The organism is Streptomyces sp. NPDC051211 (assembly GCF_040689505.1).
GTDB lineage: Bacteria > Actinomycetota > Actinomycetes > Streptomycetales > Streptomycetaceae > Streptomyces.
In genome coordinates this window covers 1-23814 of the sequence record NZ_JBFBAV010000056.1, presented here as the reverse complement: position 1 = coordinate 23814, position 23814 = coordinate 1, and the positions used below count along the sequence as shown (strand labels likewise).

Sequence of the window (23814 nt, the reverse complement as noted above, 5' to 3'; positions counted from 1 at the left end):
GCCGGGGCACCGCGGCGGGGCGGAGGCGCGCCGGCCCCGCCGCGGGCCGGTCAGGCCGGGCCGAACCAGGACTTGAGGGCGTCGGACAGGTCGCCGCCGGCCGGGGCCGCCCACACGGCGTATCCGTCCGGCCGCAGCAGCACCGCGTCCGGCACCGGCAGCCCGCCCGAGGTCTCCGTACGCGTCCAGCTTCCGGTGACGGTGTCGATCCGGGCGGACCAGCCGGCGGCCAGCTCCCGCTCCGCGGCGAAGCCGTCGGTGGTGATGAGCACACCCCGGCCCGCGTGCAGCAGCTCGGCCACCGTGGTCCGGCCGCCGTCCGCGAGCTCCAGCTCCAGGTTGGGCTGAAGGCGCAGGCCCAGCTGCGGGTGGCCGGTCGCGCCCACCTCGTAGCGGATGTCGAGGCCGCTCACCTCGCCGGCCAGGTGCCGGGCCGCCTCCGGGATCTGCACCAGCTCGCGCATGACGGCCCGCATCGGCTCCATCTCGTCCCCGCTCAGGTACAGCAGCGACTGCGCGAGCGTGTTGCGCAGCAGCTTCCGTCCCACCGGGTGGCGCTCGGACTGGTAGGTGTCGAGGAGGCCCTCGGGGGCCCAGCCGCGGATCGTCGCGGCCATCTTCCAGCCGAGGTTGACGGCGTCCTGGAGACCGACGCTGACGCCCTGCGCACCCATCGGGGCGTGGTCGTGCGCGGCGTCCCCGGCGAGGAAGACGCGGCCGCGCCGGTACTCCTCGGCCTGGCCCTGCGCGTTGGTGAGCGCGCACATCCAGGTTGCCGCCGCCTCGTGGATCGACTCGCCGGTCATGCGCTGCCAGGCGTCGGCGACCTCGGTGAACGTCAGCTCGCCCTCGCCGTGGTGCGGGCGGACGCCCGGCTCGTGGACGACGATCCGGTCGGTGCCCGGCTTGGTGCTGACGGACAGCACCATGCCGCCGCCGGGGATCTTCTCGCCGATCGGGCGGGGCCGGATGCCCGCGCCGACGACATCGGCCAGGTACATGGCGCGGGTGGCCTCCTCGCCGGGGAAGGCGATCCCGGCCAGGGTGCGGACCGTGCTCTTCCCGCCGTCACAGCCGACCAGGTACCGGGCGCTCTCCTCGACCCGCCCGTCCGGACCCTCGAACTCGGCGGTGATGCCGTCCGCGGTCTCCCGGTAGCCGACCAGCTCGTGCCCGCGCACCACCGGGACCCCGAGCTCCTCCAGCCAGCCGCCCAGCATGTCCTCGGTACGGGACTGGGCCAGGCCCATCACCCCGTAGTGGCTCTCCTCCAGCGCATCGAAGTTGATCCGCACCCCGCCGAAGTGCCCGTGCTGCCCCCACCGGAACTCACCGATCCGGGAGAGCAGCCCGCGCTGCTCGAAGATCTCGGCGGTCCGCCCGGTGAAGCCCAGGCCGCGGGACTCCCCGCTGGGCGCGGGCAGCTTGTCGTACAGGACGACGTCCACGCCACCGAGCCGGAGTTCGCCGGCAAGCATCAGCCCGACCGGACCCGCGCCGACGACTATCGCTTCCCTTGCCATGTTCGGACTCCTTGTGCAGATCGATGTCGTGGGTCATCCAGAAGCCTGGGTAGTTCTGGTGGAGCCCTGCCGGAATCCCGCCTGCGGACGGCTCACCCGGGAAGGCCGGCCAGCCTCAGCAGCAGCGGTTTCACCCCGGTCGCCTCGACGGGTCCGGCGACCGCACCGGGCACGGAGCAGATGAGGAGCGGCCCGTCGACCTCGTCGGCGGGCAGCCGGCCGTGGCTGCCGCGGACCGGGGACGGGTCCAGCGGAACCACGGCCATCCGGTAGCGCATCCCGAGCTTCTTGCGGGCCAGCGCCCGGGCCGCCCTGACCTTCACGTACGGGTCGAGCGGGTCCATGAACAGTTCGGCGGGGTCGTAGCCGGGCTTGCGGTGGATCTCCACGTGCCGGGCGAAGTCGGGGGCCCGGGCGTCGTCGAGCCAGTAGTAGTACGTGAACCAGGCGTCGGGTTCGGCCACGGCCACCAGCTCGCCGGACCGCGGGTGGTCCAGGCCGTGCTCCTTCTTGCCCGCGTCGTCGAGGAGTTCGGCGACGCCGGGCAGCTCCCGCAGGGCGTTGCGCGCGGCCTGCAGGTCCTCCGGGCGGCGTACGTAGACGTGGGCGATCTGGTGGTCGGCGACGGCGAAGGCCCGCGAGGCGGGCGCGTCCAGGTACTCCATTCCGTCCTGGACGTGCACTTCCAGCAGGCCGGCCCGGCGCAGCGCCCGGTTGATGTCCACGGGCCGGCTGACGCGGGTGATGCCGTACTCGGACAGGGCGAGGACCGTACGGCCGGCCCGGCGGGCGTCGGCCAGCAGGGGGGCCAGGGCCCGGTCCAGTTCGGCGGCGGCCCGGTGCGAGCGGGGGTCGTCGGGGCCGAACCGCTGGAGGTCGTAGTCGAGGTGCGGCAGGTAGCACAGGGTCAGGTCTGGGCTGCGGGTCGCCATGACGTGCCGGGTGGCGTCGATGATCCACTGCGAGGAGACCAGTCCGGCGTTCGGGCCCCAGTAGTGGAACAGCGGGAAGGTGCCCAGCCGTTCGGTGAGTTCCCCGTGCAGGGCGGCCGGACGGGTGTAGCAGTCGGGTTCCTTGCGGCCGTCGGCGTAGTACACCGGGCGGGGGGTGACGGTGATGTCGGTGTCGGCGCCCATCGCGTACCACCAGCAGATGTTGGCGACCGTGTACCCGGGGTGGCTGCGGCGGGCCGCGTCCCAGATCTTGTCCCCGCCGACCAGGCCGTTGTGCTGCCGCCACAGCAGCACCTCGCCGAGGTCGCGGAAGTACCAGCCGTTGCCCACGATGCCGTGCTCGCTCGGCGGTGCGCCGGTCAGGAAGGTGGCCTGCGCCGAGCAGGTGACCGCGGGCAGCACGGTGCCCAGCGGGGCGCTCGACCCGGATCCGGCGAGCTCCGCGAGGTGCGGCATGTGCGCCAGCAGCCGGGGGGTCAGCCCGACCACGTCCAGGACCAGCAGCGGGGTGGGGGCGGGGGTCTGCTCGGGGTCCGTCATCCCGGTCTCCTTGGTCACATCAGCTCCGTGAGTCCCAGCTCGGTGAGCAGGTCGCGGGCCAGGGCGAGTTCGGCGGCGATGCCGTCGGCGAGCCCGGCCGGGCCGGCGGGGCGCAGGGCCGGCGGGAGGGCCTGCCAGGTGTACGTCTCCACCTCGAGGTGGTGGGTGACGGCGGTGCCCTGGCCGACCAGGCCGGCCAGGGTCTCGCGGAGCACCGGCAGGGTGGTGGCGAGCGGCGGCTCGGGGGCCGCGTGCAGCGGCATGTGGAAGTGGGCCCGCCAGGGCGCCGTGTCGGGCAGCGCGCCCTGGGCGAGGGCCTCGCCGAGGTCGTCGGTGCCGTGCAGCAGCCCGTCCGGGGTGCGGGTGCGGGTCTGGTGCAGGAACCGGGGCTCGGCGTAGTCGGCCAGTGCGGCCCGCACCTCGGGCAGGTGCGGGTGCTCGGCGTGCAGGGCCGCCGACAGCTGGCTCTTGAGCACCGGGACACCGGCCTCGGCGAGGGCGTCCAGGGCGGTCTTGGGTTCCTCGAAGGAGGTGGCGAGATGGCAGGTGTCCAGGCACAGCCCGATCCGGCCGCCGCCGATCCCGGCCAGCGGGGCGATGGCGTCGGCGGTGGTCTCGACGGTGCAGCCGGGTTCGGGTTCCAGGCCGACCCGGACGGACCGGCCGGTGGCCTCCTCCAGCGCGTCGAGCCGCGCGGAGAGCCGCACGAGCGCGTCCCGGGCGGCCCCGGCGGCCGCCGGGTCCCCGTCGAAGGGGGTCTGCCAGGCCAGCGGGAGGGTGGAGATCGTGCCGTACGCGGCGTCCTCGGGCAGCAGTCCGGCGAGCAGCACGGCCAGGTCCTCGGTGTACGCGAGGCGGGCCGGCTCGGTCCAGTCGGGCCGGTACACCCGGTACTTGACCTGCCCGGCGCCGAAGCCCTCGTACGGGAAGCCGTTGAGGGTGACCACCTCCAGGCCGCGCCGCTCCAGCTCCGCCCGCAGGGCGCGCAGCGCCGACCGGTCCGCGGTCAGCGCGCGGGCCGCGTCCCGGGCCAGCCACAGACCGATGCCGAGCCGGTCGCGGCCCAGCCGCCGCCGGACCGGCTCGCAGTGGTCGCGCAGCTGGGCCAGCACCCCGTCGAGGGTCTCCGCGGGGTGGACGTTCGTGCAGTAGGCCAGGTGCACGGTGGACCCGTCGGGGTGGCGGAAACGCATCGGCTCATGCCCCGCCGCGGAGGATGGAGTTGCCCTCGTGCAGGGCGTACGGGTCGTCCGGGCGGGCGGGCTCCAGGTCCAGCCGGCCGCTCAGGCCGTAGAACGCCACGGGGTTGCGCCACAGCACCCGGTCGACGGCGTCCTCGTCGAACCCGGCGGCCAGCATGGCCTCGCCCACCCGGCGGGTCTTCAGCGGATCGCTCTTCCCCCAGTCGGCGGCCGAGTTGACCAGCACCTTCTCCGGACCGTACTCCCGCAGCAGGGCGACCATCCGGTCCTCGTCCATCTTGGTGTCGGGGTAGACGGAGAAGCCCAGCCAGCAGCCGGCGTCCTTGGCCTCCCGGACCGTCGTCTCGTTCAGGTGGTCCAGGACCACCCACTCCGGGTCGAGGGCGGACTCCCGCACCACGTCGACGGTGCGGCGCAGGCCGGCCAGCTTGTCCCGGTGCGGGGTGTGGACCAGGGCGGGCAGTTCGTGGTCGGCGGCCAGCTGCAGCTGCTCGGCCAGCGCGGCGTCCTCGGCCGGGGTCATCGCGTCGTAGCCGATCTCGCCGACCGCGACCACGTTGTCCTTGACCAGGTAGCGGGGGAGTTCGGCGAGGACCGGCGTGCAGCGCGGGTCGTTCGCCTCCTTGGGGTTCAGGGCGAGCGTGCAGTGGTGCGCGATGCCGTACTGGGCGGCCCGGTACGGCTCCCAGCCGAGCAGTGCGTCGAAGTAGTCGTAGAACGACTCGGGCGAGGTGCGGGGCTGACCCAGCCAGAACGCCGGCTCCACGACGGCGCGGACCCCGGCGGCGTGCATCGCCTCGTAGTCGTCGGTGGTGCGGGAGGTCATGTGGATGTGCGGATCGAAGATGCGCATCAGGCCTGCGCCGCCTCTCTGGTCAGGGCGCGTACGCGGTGGAGGTCCTCGGGGACGGGGCGGCCGGCGGCGAGGCGTTCGGCGGCCTGCCCGTCGAGCATGCGGGCCAGTTCGCGGTCCCCGGCGGCCCGCTGGGCCAGGTCCGCGACCGCGGCCACGGGGACCGTGGTGAACAGGCATTTCAGGACGGCGTGCCGCCAGGCGTGCGGGCCGAGGTGCTCCGCGGCGTACGGGCCCACCGCGGCCGCGATCAGCCGGGTGTCGTTGCTGCGCAGCGCGTCCTCGACCAGCGGCAGGCCGTCGGCGGCGGGCAGGTCCAGGCGGGGCAGGGCCAGCAGCACCGCGCGGCGCTCGGCCGCGGTGCCGTGGTGGTAGAGCCGGGCGGTGTCGGCGGCGTCCGGGCGGGCCGCGGCCAGCAGTTCCACCCGGGCGGTGTCGGCGGCCCCGTCGCCGCCGGCGGGACGGCAGCGACGGCCGGCTTCGGCGAACCGCAGCTCCCACTCGGGCAGCCGCCGCCGGGCCTGGTCCAGGGCGGCGTCCAGCCAGGGCCCGGCCACCGATTCGGTCAGGGTCATCGGATGCCTCCGTCGCGCAGGAACCGCAGGGACCGGGCGGCGAGTTCGGGCCCGGCGTGGGAGTGCCGGGGGAGCTCGACCACGGTCAGCCCGCGGTAGCCGGTCCCGGCCAGGGCGTCGAGCACGGGCGGGAAGTCGATCTCGCCGTCCCCGAACGGCAGGTGCTCGTGGACCCCGCGTCGCATGTCCTCGATCTGGACGTGCCGCAGCCAGGGCGCGGCGGCCCGTACGCAGTCCGCGGGCGGCAGCGGCTCCAGGCACTGGCAGTGCCCGATGTCGAGGGTGAGGCCGAGTACGGGCGGATCCCCGAGCTCGGCGCGGAGCCGGTGGAAATCGGCGAGCGTGGCGAGGAGATGGCCCGGCTCGGGTTCGATCGCGAGGGGCACACCGGTGCTCTCCGCCGCGTCGAGCACCGGCCCCAGGGCGTGCGCGAGCAGCTTCCAGGCGGTGTCCTGCGCCATGCCCGGGGGGCGGATCCCGCTGAAGCAGTGCACCGCGTGCGCGCCGAGGTCGGCGGCGACCCGTACGGCCCGGACGAGCAGTCCGGCCCGGACCGCCCGCTGCTCCGGGTCCGGATCCAGCAGCGAAGGGCCGTGCTTGCGGCGCGGGTCGAGGACGTAGCGGGCGCCGGTCTCCACGGTGACGCCGAGCCCCAGCTGGTCGAGCCGGCGGGCCACCAGCCGGGTGCGGGCGGCCAGGCCGGGCGCCATCGGGTCGAGGTGCATGTGGTCGAGGGTCAGCCCGACCCCGTCGTATCCGAGGTCCGCCAGCAGGGTGAGGGCGTCGTCCAGCCGGAGGTCGGTCAGGCCGTTGGTGCCGTAGCCGAGTCGCAGGCTCATGTCGGGTTCACCTTCCGCGAGAGCCGCCGCGCCACGGGCACCAGCCCGGCCAGCGCGAGCGCGGTCCCCGGCGCCCCCGCCCGGGCGGCGAGCGCCGCCTGCAGCGGAATCATGGCCCGGATACCGCCGCCGACGGCCTTCTGGGTGAGCGGCGGCGACGGATTGAGCACGGCGTGCACCAAGGGCCACCCCACGGTCCCCGCGTACAACGCGGCCAGCCCGGCCAGGGCCGCCGGGCCGCGGCCGGGCCCGGTCAGCCGCCAGGCGCCGGCCAGTCCGGCCTCGGCCAGGGCCCTCACCCGGCCCGCCGTTTCGGCGGGCCGGGGCCCGCTCGGACCGGGTTCCGGCAGGGCCGGCAGGCCGATCACCGCATCGGCGAGGCGGGGCAGGTTCAGGTTCGGACCCGCCAAGGCCGAGGCCGCGCCCGGTCCCGCCGGGGCCGACAGAACACCCGGCTCCGGCAGGGCCGCGAGGCCCGCCAGGCCGAGACCGGTCCAGGCGCGGCCGGTCGTCGGGCGGGTCGTGGCCACGGCCAGCAACGCCGTGCCGGCCAGGGCCGCCAGGGAGGTCAGCGGGGCACCGCCCTGGGTTTCGCGGCGGGAGACCGCCGTCACCGCGTACGTGTGGCCGCCCAGCGCCAGCGCTGACGGCAGGGCCGGACGGATCCCCCCGGGCGAGGCCGCCGCGGCGCCCAGCAGCAGGTCCAGCGAGCGGGCCGCGGCCATCGCCGCCGGCCCCGCCTTCGTGTGCTTCAGGCCCAGGTCGTACGCCCACACCGTGCCCGCCAGCGCACCCGCCACCGCGGCCGCCCGCCGGCCCGCGCAGGCCGCGAGGACCAGGCCCGCCGCCGTCAGCCCGCCGGCCGCGGCCAGCGCCGCCCCCGGCCGGATCCGGCCCGAGGGGATCGGCCGCTCCGGCCGCTCCGCCGCGTCCTCCTCCCGGTCCGCCCAGTCGTTGAGCGCCATCCCCGCCTCGTAGAGGCACACGGACGCCCCGACGGCCAGCCCGGTGCGCGCGCCGGGCCGCACCCCGGCCGCCGCCGCACCCGCCAGCGCGTCCCCGGGCACGGTGAACACGGCGGACACCCGCAGCAGTTCCGCCCAGGCCCGCCGGCGGCCGCGCCCGCTCACCGGCTCTCCCTCAGCAGCGCGGCGAAGCCGAGCAGCTCCTCGTACTGGCGGGCCAGCGACGCATCGGTGCCGTCCGGGTCCTTGAAGTAGAACCCCAGCTCCGGCCGCGGCCCGGACAGGCCCGCCTCGTGGGCCCGGGCCAGCAGCCGGGCCAGGTCCAGCACCAGCGGCGCCGCGAGCGCCGAGTCGCAGCCCTGCCAGGTCGTCTGGAGCACCATCCGCGCCCCCAGGAAGCCCTCGAACGCGACGTGGTCCCAGGCTGTCTTCCAGTCGCCGAGCGCCGGTACGTCGTCGATGTGCGTGGTGCCCTCGGGCAGCCCGCCCAGCACGTCCTCCAGCACCCGGTTCTTCCCCGCGTTCTTCGCGGCCGCCGCGGCCGGCTCGCCGAGCGCCGCCCCGTCGCCGCCGCCCAGCAGGTTCGTCCCCGACCAGGCCCGCACCCGCAGCTCCCGCTGCGCGAACATCGGCGCCAGCACCGAGCGCAGCAGCGTCTGCCCGGTCTTGCCGTCGCGGCCCGTGTACGGCAGCCCGGAGGCCGCCGCCCGGTCCGCCAGCGCGGGATGCCGGACCCCGGCCGAGGGGGTGAAGTTGACGTACGCGCAGCCGGCCCGCAGCGCCGCCGCCGCGTACAGCGAACTCGCCGGCAGCCGGGCCCCGGCCCCGGCCGGCTCCGACGGCACCGGCTCGGTCGACGCCACGTTCACCACCACGGCCCGGGCCAGCCCCCGGCGCCGTACGAAGTCCTCGATGTCCGCGGCGAAGGCCTCGATCAGCTCCTCGTCGCCGCGGGTGTCGCCCGGCAGCGGCCCGCCCGTCCGTATCTCCGCGTCCGCCTCCGCGAGTTCCCGGTGCACGGCCGCCGGCAGCCCGTGCGGCAGCACCCCGCCCGCGGCCAGTTCCTCGGCCCGCTTCGGCAGCGGCCCGGCCGCAGTGTCGTGCCCGCCGAAGACCAGCGAGTCCAGCGGCGCCAGCCCGAGGTCCGCGAAGGGGCCGGTCTCCGTGACCATCCCGGCGGCCGGCCACAGCCCGGCGGCCAGCGCGGCACACCCGGCGACGACCGTGGTGGCCACCGAGCCGCGGGCCCCGATCAGCCACACCCCCGTCCCGGTCGGGACCGGGTCGACGGGGCCGGTCTCGGGTTCATCGGTGTGACGCTGCATGGCCGGCCTCCAGAGCACATCGGCGCTTCGCGGACGCAGAACCCTGGCTCGAACTCGATGTTCGAACCGGTCTGCGGGACGAAACCGTAACTCCGGCGTGCCGCCGCACGGCCGTGCCGCGTCCCGTCCTCAAGCCCGCGTCAAGCCAGGCCCGAGAGGTTTCCATGCGGCCGGATCCACGCTGTCAGCAGGATTGTCGGCCGGCTCCCGAGGAGAACTCATGCCCGCATTGCCACCCCCGCGCGTCGTCCGCACCGTAGAAGGGGTGCGGTCGGGCCTGCAGAACCTGACCCGCAAACTGGCGCCCGCCCCGTTCGCGCTGCTCGAACTCGCCCAGGGCTCGATGGTCACCCAGGCCATCTACGCGGCCGCCGAACTCAACGTGGCCGACGCCCTCGCCGACGGCCCGCTGACCGTCGACGAGCTCGCCGACCGGGTCGGCGCCCACCCCGAATCCCTGTACCGGCTGCTGCGCCTGCTCGCCAGCTACTCGATATTCACCGAGCAGAAGGACGGCCGGTTCGCCCTCACCCCGATGGGCAGCGCGCTCCGCTCCGACGTCGAGATGTCCATGCGGGACACCGCCATCCTGATGGGCCACCCCACCCACTGGGAGGACTGGGCCCACCTCGTGGACTCGGTCCGCAGCGGCGAAGCCAGCCTGCCCAAACTGCGCGGCATGGGCGCCTTCGAGTACCTGGAGCTCAACGCCGAGTACGGGGAGGTCTTCACCCGCGGCATGGGCGGCATGTCGGTGACCGAGACCCTGCCCATCGTCTCGGCCTACGACTTCTCCCGCTACGCCACCATCGTCGACTTCTGCGGCGGCCAGGGCGGCCTGCTGGCCGGCATCCTGGAGCGCTCCCCGAACAGCCGCGGCGTCCTCGTCGACCCGCGGGTCGACACCAACGGCGCCCACGAGTTCCTCGCCGAGGCCGGGGTCGCGGACCGCTGTTCCGTCGAGAACCGCGGCCTGTTCGACGTCCCGCCGGCCGGCGGGGACGCGTACATCCTCAAGCACATCGTCCACGACTGGCCCGAGCACCAGGCCCTGGAGATCCTCCGCAACGTCCGCGAGGCCATCGGCACCGGCAGCGGCCGCCTGCTGCTGATGGAGATGGTGCCCACGCCCGGCAACAGCCCGCACTCCGCCAAGCTGGTCGACCTGTGGCTGATGCTGCTGGTCGGCGGCAAGGAGCGGACCCCCGAGCAGTACGGAGAGCTCCTCGCTCAGGCCGGCTTCGCCCTGGAGAAGGTCCACCAGACCGCCGCCGCGATCTCCGTCATCGAGGCCCGCCCGGTCTGACCGGAGCGGACTTCCCGCCCTGCCCCGCCCACCCGGCCGGCCCGGCCGCCCCGGACACTTCCTCCGGGGCGTGCCCGGGCCGGCCCTTCGTACGGCCCGTACCGCCCGTACGGTCCTTCGTACCGCCCGTACCGCCCGTACGGCCCTTCGTACGCCGCTCCGCACCCGCCGCCGCCAGCGCCGCCGCCACCGACACCAGACCGCCCAGGTACAGCACCGAGCGCGCCCCCAGATGCTCGGCCAGCCAGCCCGCCAGCAGGCTGCCCAGCGGGGTGCTCCCCTGGAGGATCAGCGTGTACAGGGCCATCACCCGGCCCCGGTACGCGGGATCGCTGCCCAGCTGGATCCGGTGGTTCGCGGCCTGCGCGAAGTACAGGGCGCCGAACCCGGTCAGGAACAGCAGCACCACGGCCGCGGCGAAGTTCGGCGCCCACCCGGTGACGGTCTCCACCACCCCGAACCCCAGCGCGGACAGCACCACCGTGCGCGCCGCCGGCCGGCCCCGGCGGGCCGTGGTGGCCAGCGCCGCCAGCAGCGAGCCCGCCGCGAACGCCGTCGTCAGCAGCCCGAACGAGGCCGCGTCGGCGTGGAACACCGTCTTCGCCAGCAGCGGCAGCATCAGCTGGAAGTTCAGCCCGAACAGGCCGATCACCGCCACCAGCAGCACCGGCATGACCAGATCGCGGCGCTCCCGCACATAGCGCAGCCCGTCCCCCACCCGCGCCTGCCCCCCGGCCGGCGCACCGCGCAACAGCTCGCCCGGCCGCATCATCCGCAGCCCCGCCACCGTCGCGAGATAACTGGCCGCGTTGACCAGCATCACCCAGCCGGTGCCGACCGCGGTGATCAGGGCGCCCGCCAGGGCCGGCCCGGCCACCCGGGCGATGTTGAAGTACGCGCCGCTGAGCGCGGACGCGTTGGGCAGCAGATCGGGTCCGACCAACTCGCTGACGAAGGACATGCGGGTCGGCACCTCGACCGCGTTGACCATGCCCAGGGCGAAGGCGCACACCCAGATGTGCCACAGCTCCACACCCCCCGTCAGGGCGGGCACGGCCAGCGCCAGGGCCAGCACCCCGGAGGCCAGGTTGGCGACGGTGAGCAGCATCCGCTTGTCGTAGCGGTCGGCGAGCCGCCCCCCGTACAGGGTCAGCAGCAGCGGTGTGAACTGCAGGGCGGTCACCACGCCCAGGGCGGTGCCCGAACCGCCGGTGAGGCCCAGGACCAGCCAGTCCTGGGCCACCACCATCATCCAGGTGCCCGCGGCGGACACCACCTGGCCGGCCACGAACAGCCGGAAGTTGCGCACGGACAGCGAGCGGAAGGTGGAGGCGAGACGGCGGTTCATGGGCGGTCGGTCACGCCCCGCGCCCGGTCCGGGTCATGCAGTCCTCCAGGAAGGCCAGGGCCCGCAGGTGGTACGAGCGGGCCGCCCAGCCCAGGCTGATGTTGTGCCCGGCGTCCGGCTGCCGGTCGATCTGCACCCGCGGGGCGGCGGTCAGCCGGCTCGCCAGATCGGCCAGGTCCTGCTCGCCGTGGTGCCACCAGGCTTCGTGCTCGGCGAAGGTGAGCCGGATCGGGACCTGGATGCGCGGCGCGAGCGCCGCGAACAGCTCCGTCCAGTGGCCGAGCTCGCCGGCCTCGCGGGGCGGCATCGGCGCCACCAGCGCGGTGCTGACGCGGAAGGTCCCCTGCGGGTAGAGCCGCAGCGGACCCCAGTGCCGCTGGGTCTGCTTCAGCCCCTCCTGCGGGTCGGTCGGCGCGAACCGGTGGCCGCAGCCGGAGATGTCGAGGCCCAGCAGGCCGTCGCGGCCGGTGAGTCCGGCGCAGGTCGACAGGGCGAGCTTTCCGCCGTACGAGTGAGCGAGCCAGAACAGGCCGGCACCGGACGGGTACCGGGAGGTGAAGTCGGCGAGGGCCGCGCGCAGCAGCACGGCCTGCTCGGCGAGCGCCAGCCCGTCGGGGAAGAGCGCCGCGGAGTCCCCGTACCCGGGGCGGTCCACGGCGAGGACCGTGTAGCCGAGGCTCGCGCCGAGCGTCAGCAGGGAGGTCTCCGGGTGCGCCTGCCCGTCGAAGTAGCCCGCGGTCATGCCGCCGCCGTGCACGGCGACCACGGTGGCGCGCGGCGCCGTGTGTTCGGGCGTGCTCAACAGGGCCGACAGGGTGACGCCGCCGGCGTCCAGGGTGATCCGGCGGACGCCGGGGGACAGGCCGGGGTCCTGTGGCGCGGCGAGGCCGGCCGGCACGGCGGCGCGCGCGGCCCCGGCCACTGCCGGGACGGCCGGCGCCGCCGCCGACAGGGCAGCGGCCGCCGGGACCGTGGCCGGGATCGTGGCCGGGATCGTGGCCACCGCGGCGGCGGCCCCGAACCCGGCCGGCCCGGCCGTGGCCAGGGCGAGTGAGGCGAGCGACTCGACCGACGCTGCGGTCATGGTGCTGTCCATCGGTTTACCCCCGTACGGCCGGCCGCCGCGGTCCTCGATGCGGACCGCGGCGGCGTGCGGTCATCGCGCGTCGCCGAACCAGCGGCGCAGCGCGTCGGTCAGTTCTTCGATACTGTCGCCCGCCCACGCCACGTGCCCGTCGGGCCGGACCAGCAGCGCGGCCGTGCCGTGCAGCGGGTCCGCGCCGTCCAGCGGCTTCGCGGTGGCGGTGGTGACGTCCACCCGGTGCCCCCAGCCGGCCGCCGCGGCGCGCAGCGCCGGGCTGTCGGCGAGGTCGAGGAGGACGCCCCGGCCCGGGTGCAGCAGCCGGGTCGTGCCGGTCTCCTCGCCGTCGGCGGTGACCAGCGCGCGGTCCGCCAGCCGCAGGCCCTGCAGCGGGTGGCCGCCCTCGCCGAAGTCGTAGGCGATGTCGAGGCCGCTGACGATCCCGGCCAGGTGCCGCTTGACCTCGTCGTGGGCGATGAGCTCCGAGAACAGGGCGCGCAGCGGGTCGGCCTCCGCGCCGCCGAGGAAGACCGTGCCCTGCGCGCTGGTGTTCATCAGCAGCCGCTGCCCGACCGGGTGACGCTCCCCGTGGTAGGTGTCGAGGAGCCCGTCGGGGGCGGTGCCGGTCACCACCGCGGCCAGCTTCCAGCCGAGGTTGACGGCGTCCTGCACGCCGGTGCTCAGCCCCTGCCCGCCGGCCGGGAGGTGGATGTGGGCGGCGTCGCCGACCAGCAGCACGCGGCCGCGCCGGTACTCGGTGGCCTGCCGGGCCGCGTCGGTGAAGTAGCTGACCCACTCCGCGCCGCCGCCGCTGATGTCCTCGCCGGTGATGTGCTGCCAGGCGGCCGCGACCTCGGCGAAGGTGACCGGTTCGGCGTCCCGGCCGCGGGCCGGGGTGCCGTCGGGGCAGACGATGATGCGGTCCACGCCCTCGGCGAGCGGGGCGGCCATCACCATCCCGTTGGGCTGCCGCTCGCCCAGGAACCGGGGGCGCAGCGCGCAGCCGGTCACATCGGCGAGGAACATGGCGCGGGTGGCGGCGGTGCCGGGGAAGTCGAAGCCGGCGGCCTTGCGGACGCTGCTCTGCCCGCCGTCGGCGCCCACCAGGTAGGCGGCGCGCAGCTGCTGCACCCCGTCCGGGGTGCTGACGGTGATCTCGACGCCGTCGCCGTCCAGGTAGCCGTCGGACAGGTCCAGGAAGTCCCAGCCGCGCCGGATGTCGACGCCCAGCTCGCGGGCCCAGTCCTCGAGCACCGCCTCGGTCTGGTTCTGCGGGATGCCGCGCGCCCCGAAGTGGGCGCCGGGCAGCACGGTGTAGTCGAACTGCACCCCGCCGAAGTGGCCGAGCGGGCTGATCTCCAGGGTCTCGCCCTGGCCGAACCGGGGCAGCAGGCCCCGCTGGTCGAACACCTCCATGGCGCGTGCGGTGAAGCCGAGGCCGCGAGACTGCCCGGTGGGCTGCGCCAGTCGCTCGGTGACGATGACGCTGGCCCCGCCCAGGCGCAGTTCTCCGGCGAGCATCAGCCCGGTCGGGCCGGCGCCGACGATGATGACGTCCGCGTCCGCGGCTGTCCCTTCCATGGTCTTCCTCTTCTCCGGTCGAATTCCGTATCCGTGCGGTCCGGCACGGCCGGGGTCGGCACGATCGCCCCGCAGGACGATCGCCGTGCAGCAGATGGCGGCCGCGGCCCTTCCGGCCGCGGCCGCCGCCGCTCAGCGCGCCGCGCCGAACCAGCGCTCCAGGGCGGCCCGCAGTCCCTCGTCCGCGGGCCCGGCCCAGACGACGTGGCCGTCCGGGCGCACCAGCACACAGCCGGCACCGTCCAGCGGGCCCGGCCGCTCCGGCCGGCCCGCGACCACCGCGACCCGGTCCGCCCAGCCGCCGCGCACCGCCGCCGGGACCTCCGCGCCACCGCGCAGGTCCAGCAGCAGACCGCGGCCGGTGCGCAGCAGCTCGGTGGTGCTGAGCGCGGCCTCCGCGGAGCCCTCGGCCGAGGCCAGCCGGGTCTGCGGCAGCCGCGCGCCGAGCAGTTCGTGCGCCGGTCCGTCCACGTCGTAGCGGATGTCGAGGCCGCTGATCATGCCGGCCAGGTGGGCCCGTACCGGCTCGTGGCCGACGAGCTCCGCCAGCACCTCGCGCAGCGGCTCCACCTCCCGCCCGCCGAGCAGCAGGTGCGCCTGGGCCTCGATGTTGGCCAGCACCCGCCGTCCGACGGCGTGGCGTTCCGTGTGATAGCTGTCCAGCAGCCCCTCGGGGGCGGTGCCGGCCACCTCCGCGGCCAGCTTCCACCCCAGGTTGAAGGCGTCCTGGAGCCCGAGGTTGAGGGCCTGCCCGCCGATCGGCATCTGCCGGTGGGCGGCGTCCCCGGCGAACAGGATCCGGCCGTGCCGGTACTGCTCCAGCTGCCGGTTGGCGTCCCCGAAGGCGTTCACCCACAGCGGGGTTCCGCCGCTGATGTCCTCCCCGGTGACCCGCTTCCAGACGTCGACGACCTCCTCGAACGCGGCGTTCTCTGCGTTCTCGGGGTCCCAGGCCCGCTGCCGGGCGGTGCTGCCGAACTCGTGCACCATCACCCGGGTCACCCCGTCGGGGCGGCGGGCCGCGATGGCCAGTCCCTGCGGCAGCCGCTCGAAGCGGCGGTTGGGCACCTCGATGCCGGCGACGTCGGCGCGGATGAGCTCCCGCCGGGCGTCGTGGCCCGGGAACGCCACCCCGGCCAGCCGCCGCACCGTACTGTCCTCGCCGTCACAGCCGACCAGGTGGCGGGCCCTCACCCGCAGCACCTCGCCGCTCCGGCCGACCGCCTCCGCCTCGACGTACGCGTCGTGTGCGCCGCCGCCGGACAGCCCGGTCAGCTCGTGCCCGCACCGGATGTCGACGCCCAGCGCGAGCGCCCACTCCTCCAGCACCGCCTCGGTCCTGGTCTGCAGCACCTTCCACTGTCCCGGCCACGGGCCGGGCAGGGAAAGGTCGAGCGGCAGGCCGCCGAAGTGGCCGCGCGGCTCGTTCGGCGGGGTGCCGAACTCACCGGTCAGGCCGCGGCTGTCGAGGATCTCCATGGTGCGGGCGTGCAGCGTGGAGGCCCTCGACTCCGTGCTGGGCGCGTGCCGGCGCTCCAGTACGACCACATCGGCGCCGCCGAGCCGCAGCTCCGCGGCGAGCATCAGCCCGACGGGGCCGGCCCCGACCACCACGACCTGGGTGTCCAGCAGGTCCGCCGTGTCGGCCATGGCCAGTCAGCTCTTCTTCTCGGCGTAGGCCTTGGCGTGGTTGAGCGTGGCCGTGCTGTTGGTGCTGAGCGCCGAGTGGACGTACGCGCGGGCGTCGGCGACGGTGGCGTCCGGACCGAGGATCTTCTCGATGTTGTCCGTGTTCAGCGTGACCGTGTGCTGCGAGGACGCGGCGGTCACCCCGTCGGTCTCCACGAACGTCCACTCGCCGGTGTGCAGGGTCATCAGCGCGGGCAGCGTGACCTGCTTGTAGGCGATCTTGTGGTCGGGGAACACCACCCGGTACGACTTGGTGGTGTGCACCGAGCCGTCCTTGGCCCGGGTGTCCATCTCCAGCGTCTGCAGGCCGGGGGTGTCCTCGGTGAGCCGTACGACGGCGACGTGCGGCAGCCGCTCGGCCCACCGGTCCGCCTCGTTGATGAAGTCGAAGGCGTCCTTGGCCGACCCGTTGATGTGCACGGTGTCGGTGAAGGAGAACGTCAGCTCCTCCGCCGCGTGGGCCAGTTCGACGTTCTTCTTCAGCGCGGCCAGCTCGGACAGGCTGTTCTTGTCGACGGCCCGCTCGATCCACAGCAGGTCGTGCGGGTCGTCGCCGATCGCGCTGTAGTCGTGCAGCAGCCGCACCCGGGTCTCGCCCTCGCCGAGCGGCTCCAGGATCCAGGTGCCGCCCATGGCGGCCACCGGCGCGGCCGGCACCTCCTGGCGGAAGGTGATCCGCAGGCCCTCCGGGTCGAGGGTGCGGCGCGAGGTCCAGTTCTTGGCGTCGCCGTTGGCGGTGGCCCAGATCCGGATCCGCTCCTCGGCGCCGTCGGCCTCCACCCGGTCCACGTGGATGGTCGGGGGGAAGATCCGCGGCCAGTTGGTCACCTCGGCCAGCAGCCGGTAGACGGCACCGGCCGGGGCGCTGATGGTGATCTCGTGCTCAACCTCACGGGTCGTCATCTTCGGTGTCCTCAATCGGTCGAGCGGGTCAGAAGTTGCCGAGGCCGCCGCAGACGTTCAGCGCCTGCGAGGTGATCGACGCGGCGGAGTCCGAGGCCAGGTAGCCGACCAGGCCGGCCACCTCCTGCGGGGTGGAGTAGCGGCCGAGCGGGATCTTCGACTGGAACTTCTCGAGGATGGCGTCCTCGGAGGTGTCGTAGGCCGCGGCGTAGCCCTGCCGGACCCGCTGCGCCATCGGCGTCTCCACGTAGCCGGGGCAGACCGCGTTGACGGTGATGCCGGTCGGCGCGAGCTCGTTGCCGAGGGCCTTGGTGAAGCCGACCACGCCGTGCTTGGACGCCGAGTACGGGGCACCGAGCACCACGCCCTGCTTGCCGGCGGTGGAGGCGATGCTGATGATCCGGCCGCGGTCCTTGTGCCGCATCCCGCCGGTGTTCAGCACCTCGCGGGTCAGCCGGAACACACTGGTCAGGTTGGTGTCGATCACGTCGTCCCACAGCTCGTCCGCGATGTCCGCGGTCACGCCGCCGCCGGACCGGCCGGCGTTGTTGACGAGCACGTCGACCGTGCCGAAGCGGTCCACCGCGGCCTCGACGAACGCCTTGACGGACGCGCCGTCGCGGACGTCGAGGACGCCGCCGTCCACGTCCAGGCCCTCGTCCTGCAGCTCCTTGACGGTGGCCGCCACGTTCTCGGCGTTGCGCGCGCCGATGAACACCCGGTGGCCCTGCTGGGCCAGCAGCCGGGCCGACTCCAGCCCGATCCCGCTCGTCGCGCCCGAAACCAGCGCGACCCGTCCGTTGTTGTTCTGCGTCATCGTCGGTTCAGCCCCTTCACGCGGCCACGGCGGCGGACGCCAGCTGGCGGTTGACCGCCTCGATGAACCCGCGCGGGGTGAGGGTGTCGTCGACGGCCTCCTCGTCGAGCGATATCCCGAACTCGCGCTCGATGATGCTGCCGGACTCCAGCAGCGCCAGCGACTCGTACTGGAGGTCGGCGAAGGTGGTGTCCAGGATGTCGCCGTTCAGGTCGACCCCCTCCGCCACGCCCGCGGAATCGATCAGGATGCGCTTGAGATCGTCGAGGGTGAAAGACTTGCTGGCCATGTCGTTCCCTTCATCGGTGCGGCATGCTGCTGCGGCATGCCCTGGCTGGGTGTGGCGGAGAGGGCCGGCCGGGCGGGTGCCCGGGACCGGCCGGTCAGCCGGCGGAGCGGACGACCATCGCCGAGTTGAAGCCGCCGTGGCCGCGGGCCAGCACCAGCGCGGTGCGGACCTCGGCGGGCCGCGGCTGGTCCAGGACCAGGTCCAGGCCGTAGTCCAGGCACGGGTCGACGTTCACGGTGGGCGGGATGACTCCGTCCCGCATGGCGAGGAAGGCCGCCGCCAGGTCCAGCGGTGCGGCACCCGAGTACAGCCGCCCGGTCATCGTCTTCGGCAGGGTGACCGGTACGCCCCGCTGCCCGAACACGGCGTTGAGCGCCTCGGCCTCGGCCCGGTCCAGCTGCGGGTCCGCGGCGCCGTCGGCGAACACCACGTCGATCTCGCCCGGTTCGGCCCCGGCGTCGGCCAGGGCCGTCTCGATGGCCTTCCGCAGGTTCGGTCCGCGCCCGCTGCCCTGCCGCGGGTCGATGGTCGCCCCGTACCCGGAGATCTCGCCGTAGACCTTCGCGCCGCGCTCGCGGGCCGACTCCGCCGACTCCACGATCAGGATGGCGCCGCCCTCGCCCGGAACGAAGCCCTGGGCCTCCCGGTCGAACGGCAGGTACGCGCGGGTGGGCTCCTCGGAGGTGCTCAGCCGGCCGGCGGCCAGCTGCGCCACCCAGCCCCACGGGCAGATCGACGCGTCCACGGCACCGGAGACGATGATCCGGGTGCCCTTGCGGACCTGGCGGCGGGCCTGGGCCACCGCGTCCAGGCCGCCGGCCTGGTCGCTGACGACCACTCCGGCCGGGCCCTTCATGCCGTTGCGGATGGAGATCTGGCCGCTGTTGACGGCGTAGAACCAGGCGAAGGACTGGTACGCGGACACGTACTGGCTGCCCTTGCTCCACAGCGCCTGGAGCTCGCCCTGGCCGAACTCGAAACCGCCGGCCGCACTGGCCGTGACCACGCCCATGTCGAAGTCGGGCAGCTCCGAGGGCCGGATCCCGGCGTCCTCCAGCGCCCAGTCGGCCGCCACCAGCGCCAGCCGGGTCACCCGGTCGGTCTGCGGGAGCAGCCGGCTCGGCAGCCCGTCCTCCGCCGCCGTGCCCGGGATCTGGCCGGCCAGCCGGGCCGGATAGTCCGAGGGGTCGAACCGGGTGACGCGGCCGATGCCGCTCTTCCCGGCCAGCGTCGCAGCCCAGTAGTCGGAGGCGCCCAGCCCGTTGGGGGCCGCCACACCGAGGCCGGTCACCACGACCGACGCGCTCATACCAGGCTCCTCTCGGGGTTGGCCAGCACCATGGCGCTCTGGAATCCGCCGAAGCCGCTGCCCACGGTCAGTACCGCGTCGGTCAGCTGCTCGCGCGCGGTGAGGGGTACGTAGTCGAGGTCGCACTCCGGGTCCGGAGTGTGCAGGTTGGCCGTCGGCGGGACCACGTCGTACTCCATGGCCAGCGCCGAGGCGGCGATCTCGATGGAGCCGATGGCGCCCAGCGAGTGCCCCACCATCGACTTGATGGAGCTGACCGGGGTGCGGTAGGCGTGGTCGCCCAGGCTCCGCTTGAACGCCGCGGTCTCGTGCCGGTCGTTCTGCTTGGTGCCGGAGCCGTGCGCGTTGATGTAGTCGATCTCGTCGCCGTTCATCCGGGCCTCGTCCAGCGCCAGCCGGATGGCCTCGGCCATCTCCACACCGTCCGGCCGCAGGCCGGTCATGTGGTAGGCGTTGCTGCGGGTCGAGTAGCCGGCGATCTCGGCGTAGATGTGCGCGCCGCGGGCCCGGGCGCTCTCCAGCTCCTCCAGGACGAAGAAGGCGGCGCCCTCCCCGAGCACGAACCCGTTGCGGGTGCCGTCGAACGGGCGGGAGGCCCGGCCCGGCTCGTCGTGCCGCGGGGTGGTGGCCTTGATCGCGTCGAAGCAGGCCATGGTGATCGGCGAGATCGGCGCGTCCGAGGACCCGGCGATCATGACGTCGGCGGTGCCCTCGCGGAGCAGCTCCACGGCGTAGCCGACCGAGTCGATGCCGGAGGTGCAGCCGGTGGAGACCACCGTGCTGGGCCCCTCGGCCCCGACGCCCCAGGCGACCTCGGCCGCGAAGGAGCTCGGCACCATCTGGTTGTAGAGGTGCGGGGACGCGTACCGGTGGTCGACCAGCTCCAGCCGGCCGCCGTCGCTGACGACCCGGTACTCCTCGTCGAGGGCCATGGTGGCTCCGACGGCGCTGCCGACGGTCACTCCCACCCGGTACGGGTCGAGGCCGGCGATGTCCAGGCCGCTGTCGGCGACCGCACCGCGCGAGGCCACGACCGCGAACTGGGCGGCCCGGTCCATGCGCCGGACCTCCTGCGGGGTCAGGCCGTGCTCGTACGGGTCGAAGTCGACCTCGGCCGCCACCCGCGAGCGGAACGGCGCCGGGTCGAAGAAGGTGATGCCGCGCGTGGCCGTCCGGCCGTCGCTCAGCAGGTTCCAGAAGTTCTCGCGGCCGACTCCGCCGGGCGCGAGCACCTCCATTCCGGTGATGACGACTCGCCGCCCGGTCACGCCTTCGCCTCCCAGTTGTAGAAGCGGGTGGCCATGGCGTCGGCGGGCGAGCGCCAGGTCGCCGGGTCGTAGGCCTCGATGAACGGCTTCAGGTCGTCGCTGATCTGGACGAAGCGCGGGTCGGACTTGGCGCTCTCGATCAGCTCGCCGCCGTTGTCGGTGTCGAAGTCCTGGAGGTGGAAGTACAGGCCCCGGTAGGAGAACAGCTGGCGCCGCCGTGTTCCCATCCGCTGGGGCATCTCCGTCGCATCGAATTCGGCGAACAGCCGGGCCACGTCCGCACTCGAGGCCAGGTCCATCCGGGCGACGATCAGAGTGCTGTGCATACGGTCTCGCTCCTCAGCGGTTTCGTGTGTTCGGTACTGGCGGGGCGGCGGGCGCCGGACGTCGTCCGCGGGGCCCGGGGGACGCCCGGCTCCCCCGGGGGGAGCCGGGCGTCAGGTGTTCCTCCGGGTCGGCGGAAGCGGTCGCCGGTTACTCCCCGGCGGAACGGGTGTGGACGACGCGGTAGGTGTTGATGTCCGGGATGCCGGTGACGACGGCGCGGATCCGGCCCTCGGCCGCCACGCGGCCCTCCGGCTTCTGGTCCTGCGGGACGTCGCGGTGGGCCTCGAAGGCCTCCTTGCTCTCCCACTGGGAGTAGGAGACGGCGAAGGAGCCCTCCAGGCCGCGGGCGGCCAGGCCGCGCAGCACGACGTGCGAACGGAAGCCGGGGGACTGCAGGAAGTACTCCTGCGCCGGGCCGAGCGCGTCGATCAGCTCTTCCTGGTTCTCCTTGGCGACGGGGAAGACCGCGATCACGGTGTAGTCGTCGCGCTCCGGGGAGACCTCGATGGTGCCGCCCAGCGAGGGGTGCTCCTGGGTGAAGGCCACCTCGTTCTGCAGCAGCTTGATCGAGGTGGTGATCTCACCGAAGACCGGGAGGGTGCGGTGCTTGAACTCGTCGCCGGCGTAGCGCTTCTCGAGGTCCTCGCCGCTGCGCCACTGGATGAAGTTCGCCGTGCCCGGCTTGTCGACGCCGGCGTGCACGGTGCTGGACATCCAGCCCTCGTACGTCGCGGCGTTGACGATCTTCGTCATCTCCTCGATCAGCTTGTCCTGGTTCTCCGGGACATCCGTCGTGAACAGGTTCAGAACGGTGAGGTGGTTGTCCTGCGTGGAGATCTTGGGCATTTCTCTTCGCTTCCTTAGGGGTACGAATGGGCGGACGGAACGGGTGGCGTGGCGTGGCGTCAGGCGGAGGCCGGGCCGAACCAGCGGGTGAGGGCCTCGTCGAGGCCGGCGGTGGGCTCGCCCAGCGGCGGCGCCCAGGCGACGTAGCCGTCGGGGCGGATCAGCAGGCCGTCGAGCGGCGCGTCACAGTCGAAGTTGACGACGGTGACCACGTCGATGCGGTCGGCCCAGCCCGCGGCGGCCTCGCGCAGCACGGCGTTGTCGTGCAGGTCCAGCAGCACGCCCCGGCCGGGGTGCAGCAGCTCCAGGCTGCTGGCCTTCTCCCCGCCGACCACGACCTCGCGGTCGGGCAGCCGGCGGCCGAGCAGCGGGTGCTCGCCGGGGCCGACCTCGTGGCGGATGTCGAGACCGGTCACCATGCCGATGAGGTGGCGCTGCACCGACGGGAAGTCCACCAGCTCGGCGAACACCTCCAGCAGCGGCGTGATCTCGTCCCCGCCGAGGTAGAGGATCCGCTGGGCCAGGGTGTTGGCCAGGATCCGGGCGCCGACCGGGTGGCGCTCGCTGTGGTAGGTGTCGAGCAGCCCCTCGGGGGCCTGGCCCTTGATGTCGAGGGCCAGCTTCCAGCCGAGGTTGACCGCGTCCTGCACGCCGGCGCTCATGCCCTGCGCGCCGATCGGCAGGTGGATGTGGGCCGCGTCGCCGGCCAGGAACACCCGGCCGCGCCGGTACTCGGTCGCCTGCCGGCTGGTGTCGGTGGTCGAGCTGACCCACAGCGGCGTACCGCCGCTGATGTCCTCGCCGGTCAGCCGCTGGAACGCGGCGGCGACCTCGTCGAAGGTGATCGGCTCGGTGCTCGTGCGCAGCGGCTCCGAGCGGTCGAAGTAGATGACACGGCTGCGGTCCGGGCCGATCGGCAGGACCATCACCATGCCGCCGGGGACCCGCTCACCGCTGAACCGGGGCCGCAGCGGCACCCCGGCCACGTCGGCGAAGCGCAGCTCGATGGCCGCGTCGGTGCCGGTGAACTCGATGCCGGCCAGCCGCCGCACGATGCTGCGGCTGCCGTCGCAGCCCACCACGTAGCGGGCGCGCAGGGTGCCCGGGCCCTCGGGGGTGGTGACCTCCAGGGTCACCCCGTCCTCGTCGCTCTCCAGGCCGGTGACCTCGACGCCGCGGCGCACCTCGGCGCCCTTTTCGGCGGCCCAGCCGGCCAGCATTCCCTCGGTGCGCGACTGCGGAATTCCTCGAGCCCCGTACGAGCCGCCCTCAAGCAGCCGGTAATCGATGGGAACTCCACCGAAGTGCCCGAAGGGAATGACATCCACCTCACCGAGGCGGGAAAGCAGTCCACGCTGGTCGAATTCTTCGATGGTCCGCGCCGAGAATCCGAGGGCACGCGACTGCTGCATGGGCTCGGAGAGCCGCTCGACGACGGTGGCCGAAACTCCATTCAGACCCAGCTCACCTGCGAGCATGAGTCCGGTGGGCCCGGCTCCCACGATGATTACGTCTGCATCAAAGGTGTCCATCTGCCCTCTTCCGACTGGTGTTTTACCAGTATTGCGAGGGGCTACCGGAACAGTAAATAGCCGCTAGTACAGGTTTTCTGCAGGAACGTCATATCCTGCGCAACAGGGGTTGGCCACCAGCCCCATTCGAGCACATCCTCAGGCATGACATCGAGCCAATCGGCCGCTGAAGTCGCGGCACTTCTGAACGCATATCTCATCGGCCTCGACGATGACTTTATCGACGCTGGATGGGCCAAGGGTCTGTTCACCGACGACGTGGTGATCGCGTTCCCCCCGAACGCCCGCCAGGAAGGCATCGACGGCGTCCCGGAATTCCACCGGACGTCCCTCAAGAAGTTCGCGCGGCACCAGCACATGGGCTCGCCGGCCGTCGTCGAGGTCGACGGGGACCGGGCCGCCCTGCGCGCCAACGTGATCGCCACCCATGTCCTGCACCGGCCGGCCGACGCCCCGCAGGACGCCGCCGCCCCGGTCTTCCAGGCGGGCACCTTCGTCAAGGGCGAGGCCCGCCGCACCCCCCAGGGCTGGCGGCTGTCCGCCCTCTCCTTCGAGGTGGTCTGGACGAACGGCACCGCCCCGGCCACCCACTGACCCGGTACGACCCGCACGACCCGCACAGCACACGGCCCGCGGTGGTGCCGGGAGTTCCCCTCCCGGCACCCGCTCCGCCCGCGGTTCCGGCCGCGGTTCCCGCCGGGCCTTCGACCGGCGTGAGCAGCACGAGCCACTGCCGTCCGGTC

General features: G+C 73.8%; 21 protein-coding genes and 1 pseudogene. 2 read left to right on the top strand and 20 right to left on the bottom strand.

The genetic code is table 11. The annotated features are described in order from the left end of the window. Positions 1–50: 50 nt before the first annotated feature. The 8 genes from AB0447_RS32870 to AB0447_RS32835 form a co-directional block, all read right to left on the bottom strand. Positions 51–1523, bottom strand: a complete 1473-nt coding sequence (locus AB0447_RS32870) for an FAD-dependent monooxygenase (RefSeq protein WP_366480551.1) — start codon at positions 1521–1523, stop codon at positions 51–53. Between the two features lie 92 nt (positions 1524–1615). Further along, the gene (locus AB0447_RS32865; protein WP_366480550.1) at positions 1616–3016 is read right to left on the bottom strand and encodes a nucleotide pyrophosphatase/phosphodiesterase family protein; all 1401 of its coding nucleotides are present in this window, start codon (positions 3014–3016) and stop codon (positions 1616–1618) included. Positions 3017–3030: 14 nt separating this feature from the next. Continuing rightward, positions 3031–4209, bottom strand: coding sequence for a metabolite traffic protein EboE (gene eboE, locus AB0447_RS32860; protein WP_366480549.1), 1179 nt, complete (start codon positions 4207–4209; stop codon positions 3031–3033). Between the two features lie 4 nt (positions 4210–4213). Then, positions 4214–5071 (bottom strand): TatD family hydrolase, encoded by an 858-nt coding sequence (locus tag AB0447_RS32855; protein ID WP_366480548.1) that lies wholly within the window; start codon positions 5069–5071, stop codon positions 4214–4216. Further along, positions 5071–5646 carry an EboA domain-containing protein gene (locus AB0447_RS32850; protein ID WP_366480547.1) on the bottom strand — a complete coding sequence of 192 codons (576 nt, stop codon included), beginning with the start codon at positions 5644–5646 and terminating at the stop codon, positions 5071–5073. The genes AB0447_RS32855 and AB0447_RS32850 overlap by 1 nt, the downstream gene beginning before the upstream one ends. Next, positions 5643–6485: a sugar phosphate isomerase/epimerase family protein gene (locus AB0447_RS32845; protein ID WP_366480546.1), complete on the bottom strand. Its 843-nt coding sequence runs from the start codon at positions 6483–6485 to the stop codon at positions 5643–5645. Before AB0447_RS32845 ends, AB0447_RS32850 begins: the two co-directional genes overlap by 4 nt. Next, positions 6482–7615 carry an SCO3242 family prenyltransferase gene (locus AB0447_RS32840; protein WP_366480545.1) on the bottom strand — a complete coding sequence of 378 codons (1134 nt, stop codon included), beginning with the start codon at positions 7613–7615 and terminating at the stop codon, positions 6482–6484. Before AB0447_RS32840 ends, AB0447_RS32845 begins: the two co-directional genes overlap by 4 nt. Continuing rightward, a complete protein-coding gene (locus tag AB0447_RS32835) occupies positions 7612–8775 on the bottom strand; it encodes an inositol-3-phosphate synthase (protein ID WP_366480544.1) in 1164 nt (387 codons plus the stop codon). Before AB0447_RS32835 ends, AB0447_RS32840 begins: the two co-directional genes overlap by 4 nt. A 220-nt stretch (positions 8776–8995) precedes the next feature. Between AB0447_RS32835 and AB0447_RS32830 the strand changes: the two genes are divergently transcribed. Further along, positions 8996–10081 (top strand): methyltransferase, encoded by a 1086-nt coding sequence (locus tag AB0447_RS32830; protein ID WP_366480543.1) that lies wholly within the window; start codon positions 8996–8998, stop codon positions 10079–10081. Here AB0447_RS32830 and AB0447_RS32825 read toward each other — a convergent pair. The 12 genes and pseudogenes from AB0447_RS32825 to AB0447_RS32770 form a co-directional block, all read right to left on the bottom strand. Then, positions 10059–11429: an MFS transporter gene (locus AB0447_RS32825; RefSeq protein ID WP_366480542.1), complete on the bottom strand. Its 1371-nt coding sequence runs from the start codon at positions 11427–11429 to the stop codon at positions 10059–10061. The two genes, AB0447_RS32830 and AB0447_RS32825, sit on opposite strands and share 23 nt — an antisense overlap. Before the next feature lie 10 nt (positions 11430–11439). Further along, on the bottom strand, positions 11440–12291 hold the full coding sequence (locus AB0447_RS32820; RefSeq protein WP_366480564.1) for an alpha/beta fold hydrolase: 852 nt from the start codon (positions 12289–12291) through the stop codon (positions 11440–11442). Between the two features lie 294 nt (positions 12292–12585). Next, positions 12586–14091 (bottom strand): FAD-dependent monooxygenase, encoded by a 1506-nt coding sequence (locus AB0447_RS32815; protein WP_366480541.1) that lies wholly within the window; start codon positions 14089–14091, stop codon positions 12586–12588. Continuing rightward, positions 14031–15741, bottom strand: a pseudogene (locus AB0447_RS32810) (FAD-dependent monooxygenase). Before AB0447_RS32810 ends, AB0447_RS32815 begins: the two are co-directional and overlap by 61 nt. Positions 15742–15747: 6 nt before the next feature. Then, entirely contained in the window at positions 15748–16683 is a 936-nt protein-coding gene (locus AB0447_RS32805) for an aromatase/cyclase (protein ID WP_366480540.1), read from the bottom strand. A gap of 28 nt (positions 16684–16711) precedes the next feature. Next, positions 16712–17500 carry a 3-oxoacyl-ACP reductase FabG gene (fabG, locus tag AB0447_RS32800; protein ID WP_366480539.1) on the bottom strand — a complete coding sequence of 263 codons (789 nt, stop codon included), beginning with the start codon at positions 17498–17500 and terminating at the stop codon, positions 16712–16714. Between the two features lie 16 nt (positions 17501–17516). Further along, a complete protein-coding gene (locus AB0447_RS32795; RefSeq protein ID WP_366480538.1) occupies positions 17517–17789 on the bottom strand; it encodes a phosphopantetheine-binding protein in 273 nt (90 codons plus the stop codon). 94 nt (positions 17790–17883) lie between these two features. Then, complete coding sequence (locus tag AB0447_RS32790) at positions 17884–19098, bottom strand: ketosynthase chain-length factor (RefSeq protein ID WP_366480537.1); 1215 nt, start codon at positions 19096–19098, stop codon at positions 17884–17886. After that, the gene (locus tag AB0447_RS32785) at positions 19095–20366 is read right to left on the bottom strand and encodes a beta-ketoacyl-[acyl-carrier-protein] synthase family protein (protein WP_366480536.1); all 1272 of its coding nucleotides are present in this window, start codon (positions 20364–20366) and stop codon (positions 19095–19097) included. The genes AB0447_RS32790 and AB0447_RS32785 overlap by 4 nt, the downstream gene beginning before the upstream one ends. Beyond that, positions 20363–20692, bottom strand: coding sequence for a TcmI family type II polyketide cyclase (locus AB0447_RS32780; protein WP_366480535.1), 330 nt, complete (start codon positions 20690–20692; stop codon positions 20363–20365). The genes AB0447_RS32785 and AB0447_RS32780 overlap by 4 nt, the downstream gene beginning before the upstream one ends. 148 nt (positions 20693–20840) lie before the next feature. Beyond that, a complete protein-coding gene (locus AB0447_RS32775; protein WP_366480534.1) occupies positions 20841–21539 on the bottom strand; it encodes an antibiotic biosynthesis monooxygenase family protein in 699 nt (232 codons plus the stop codon). Positions 21540–21598: 59 nt separating this feature from the next. Beyond that, positions 21599–23071 carry an FAD-dependent monooxygenase gene (locus AB0447_RS32770; protein ID WP_366480533.1) on the bottom strand — a complete coding sequence of 491 codons (1473 nt, stop codon included), beginning with the start codon at positions 23069–23071 and terminating at the stop codon, positions 21599–21601. Positions 23072–23215: 144 nt separating this feature from the next. Here AB0447_RS32770 and AB0447_RS32765 point away from each other — a divergent pair, with 144 nt between their 5' ends. Continuing rightward, positions 23216–23665 carry a nuclear transport factor 2 family protein gene (locus AB0447_RS32765; RefSeq protein ID WP_366480532.1) on the top strand — a complete coding sequence of 150 codons (450 nt, stop codon included), beginning with the start codon at positions 23216–23218 and terminating at the stop codon, positions 23663–23665. The last annotated feature ends 149 nt before the right edge of the window (positions 23666–23814 follow it).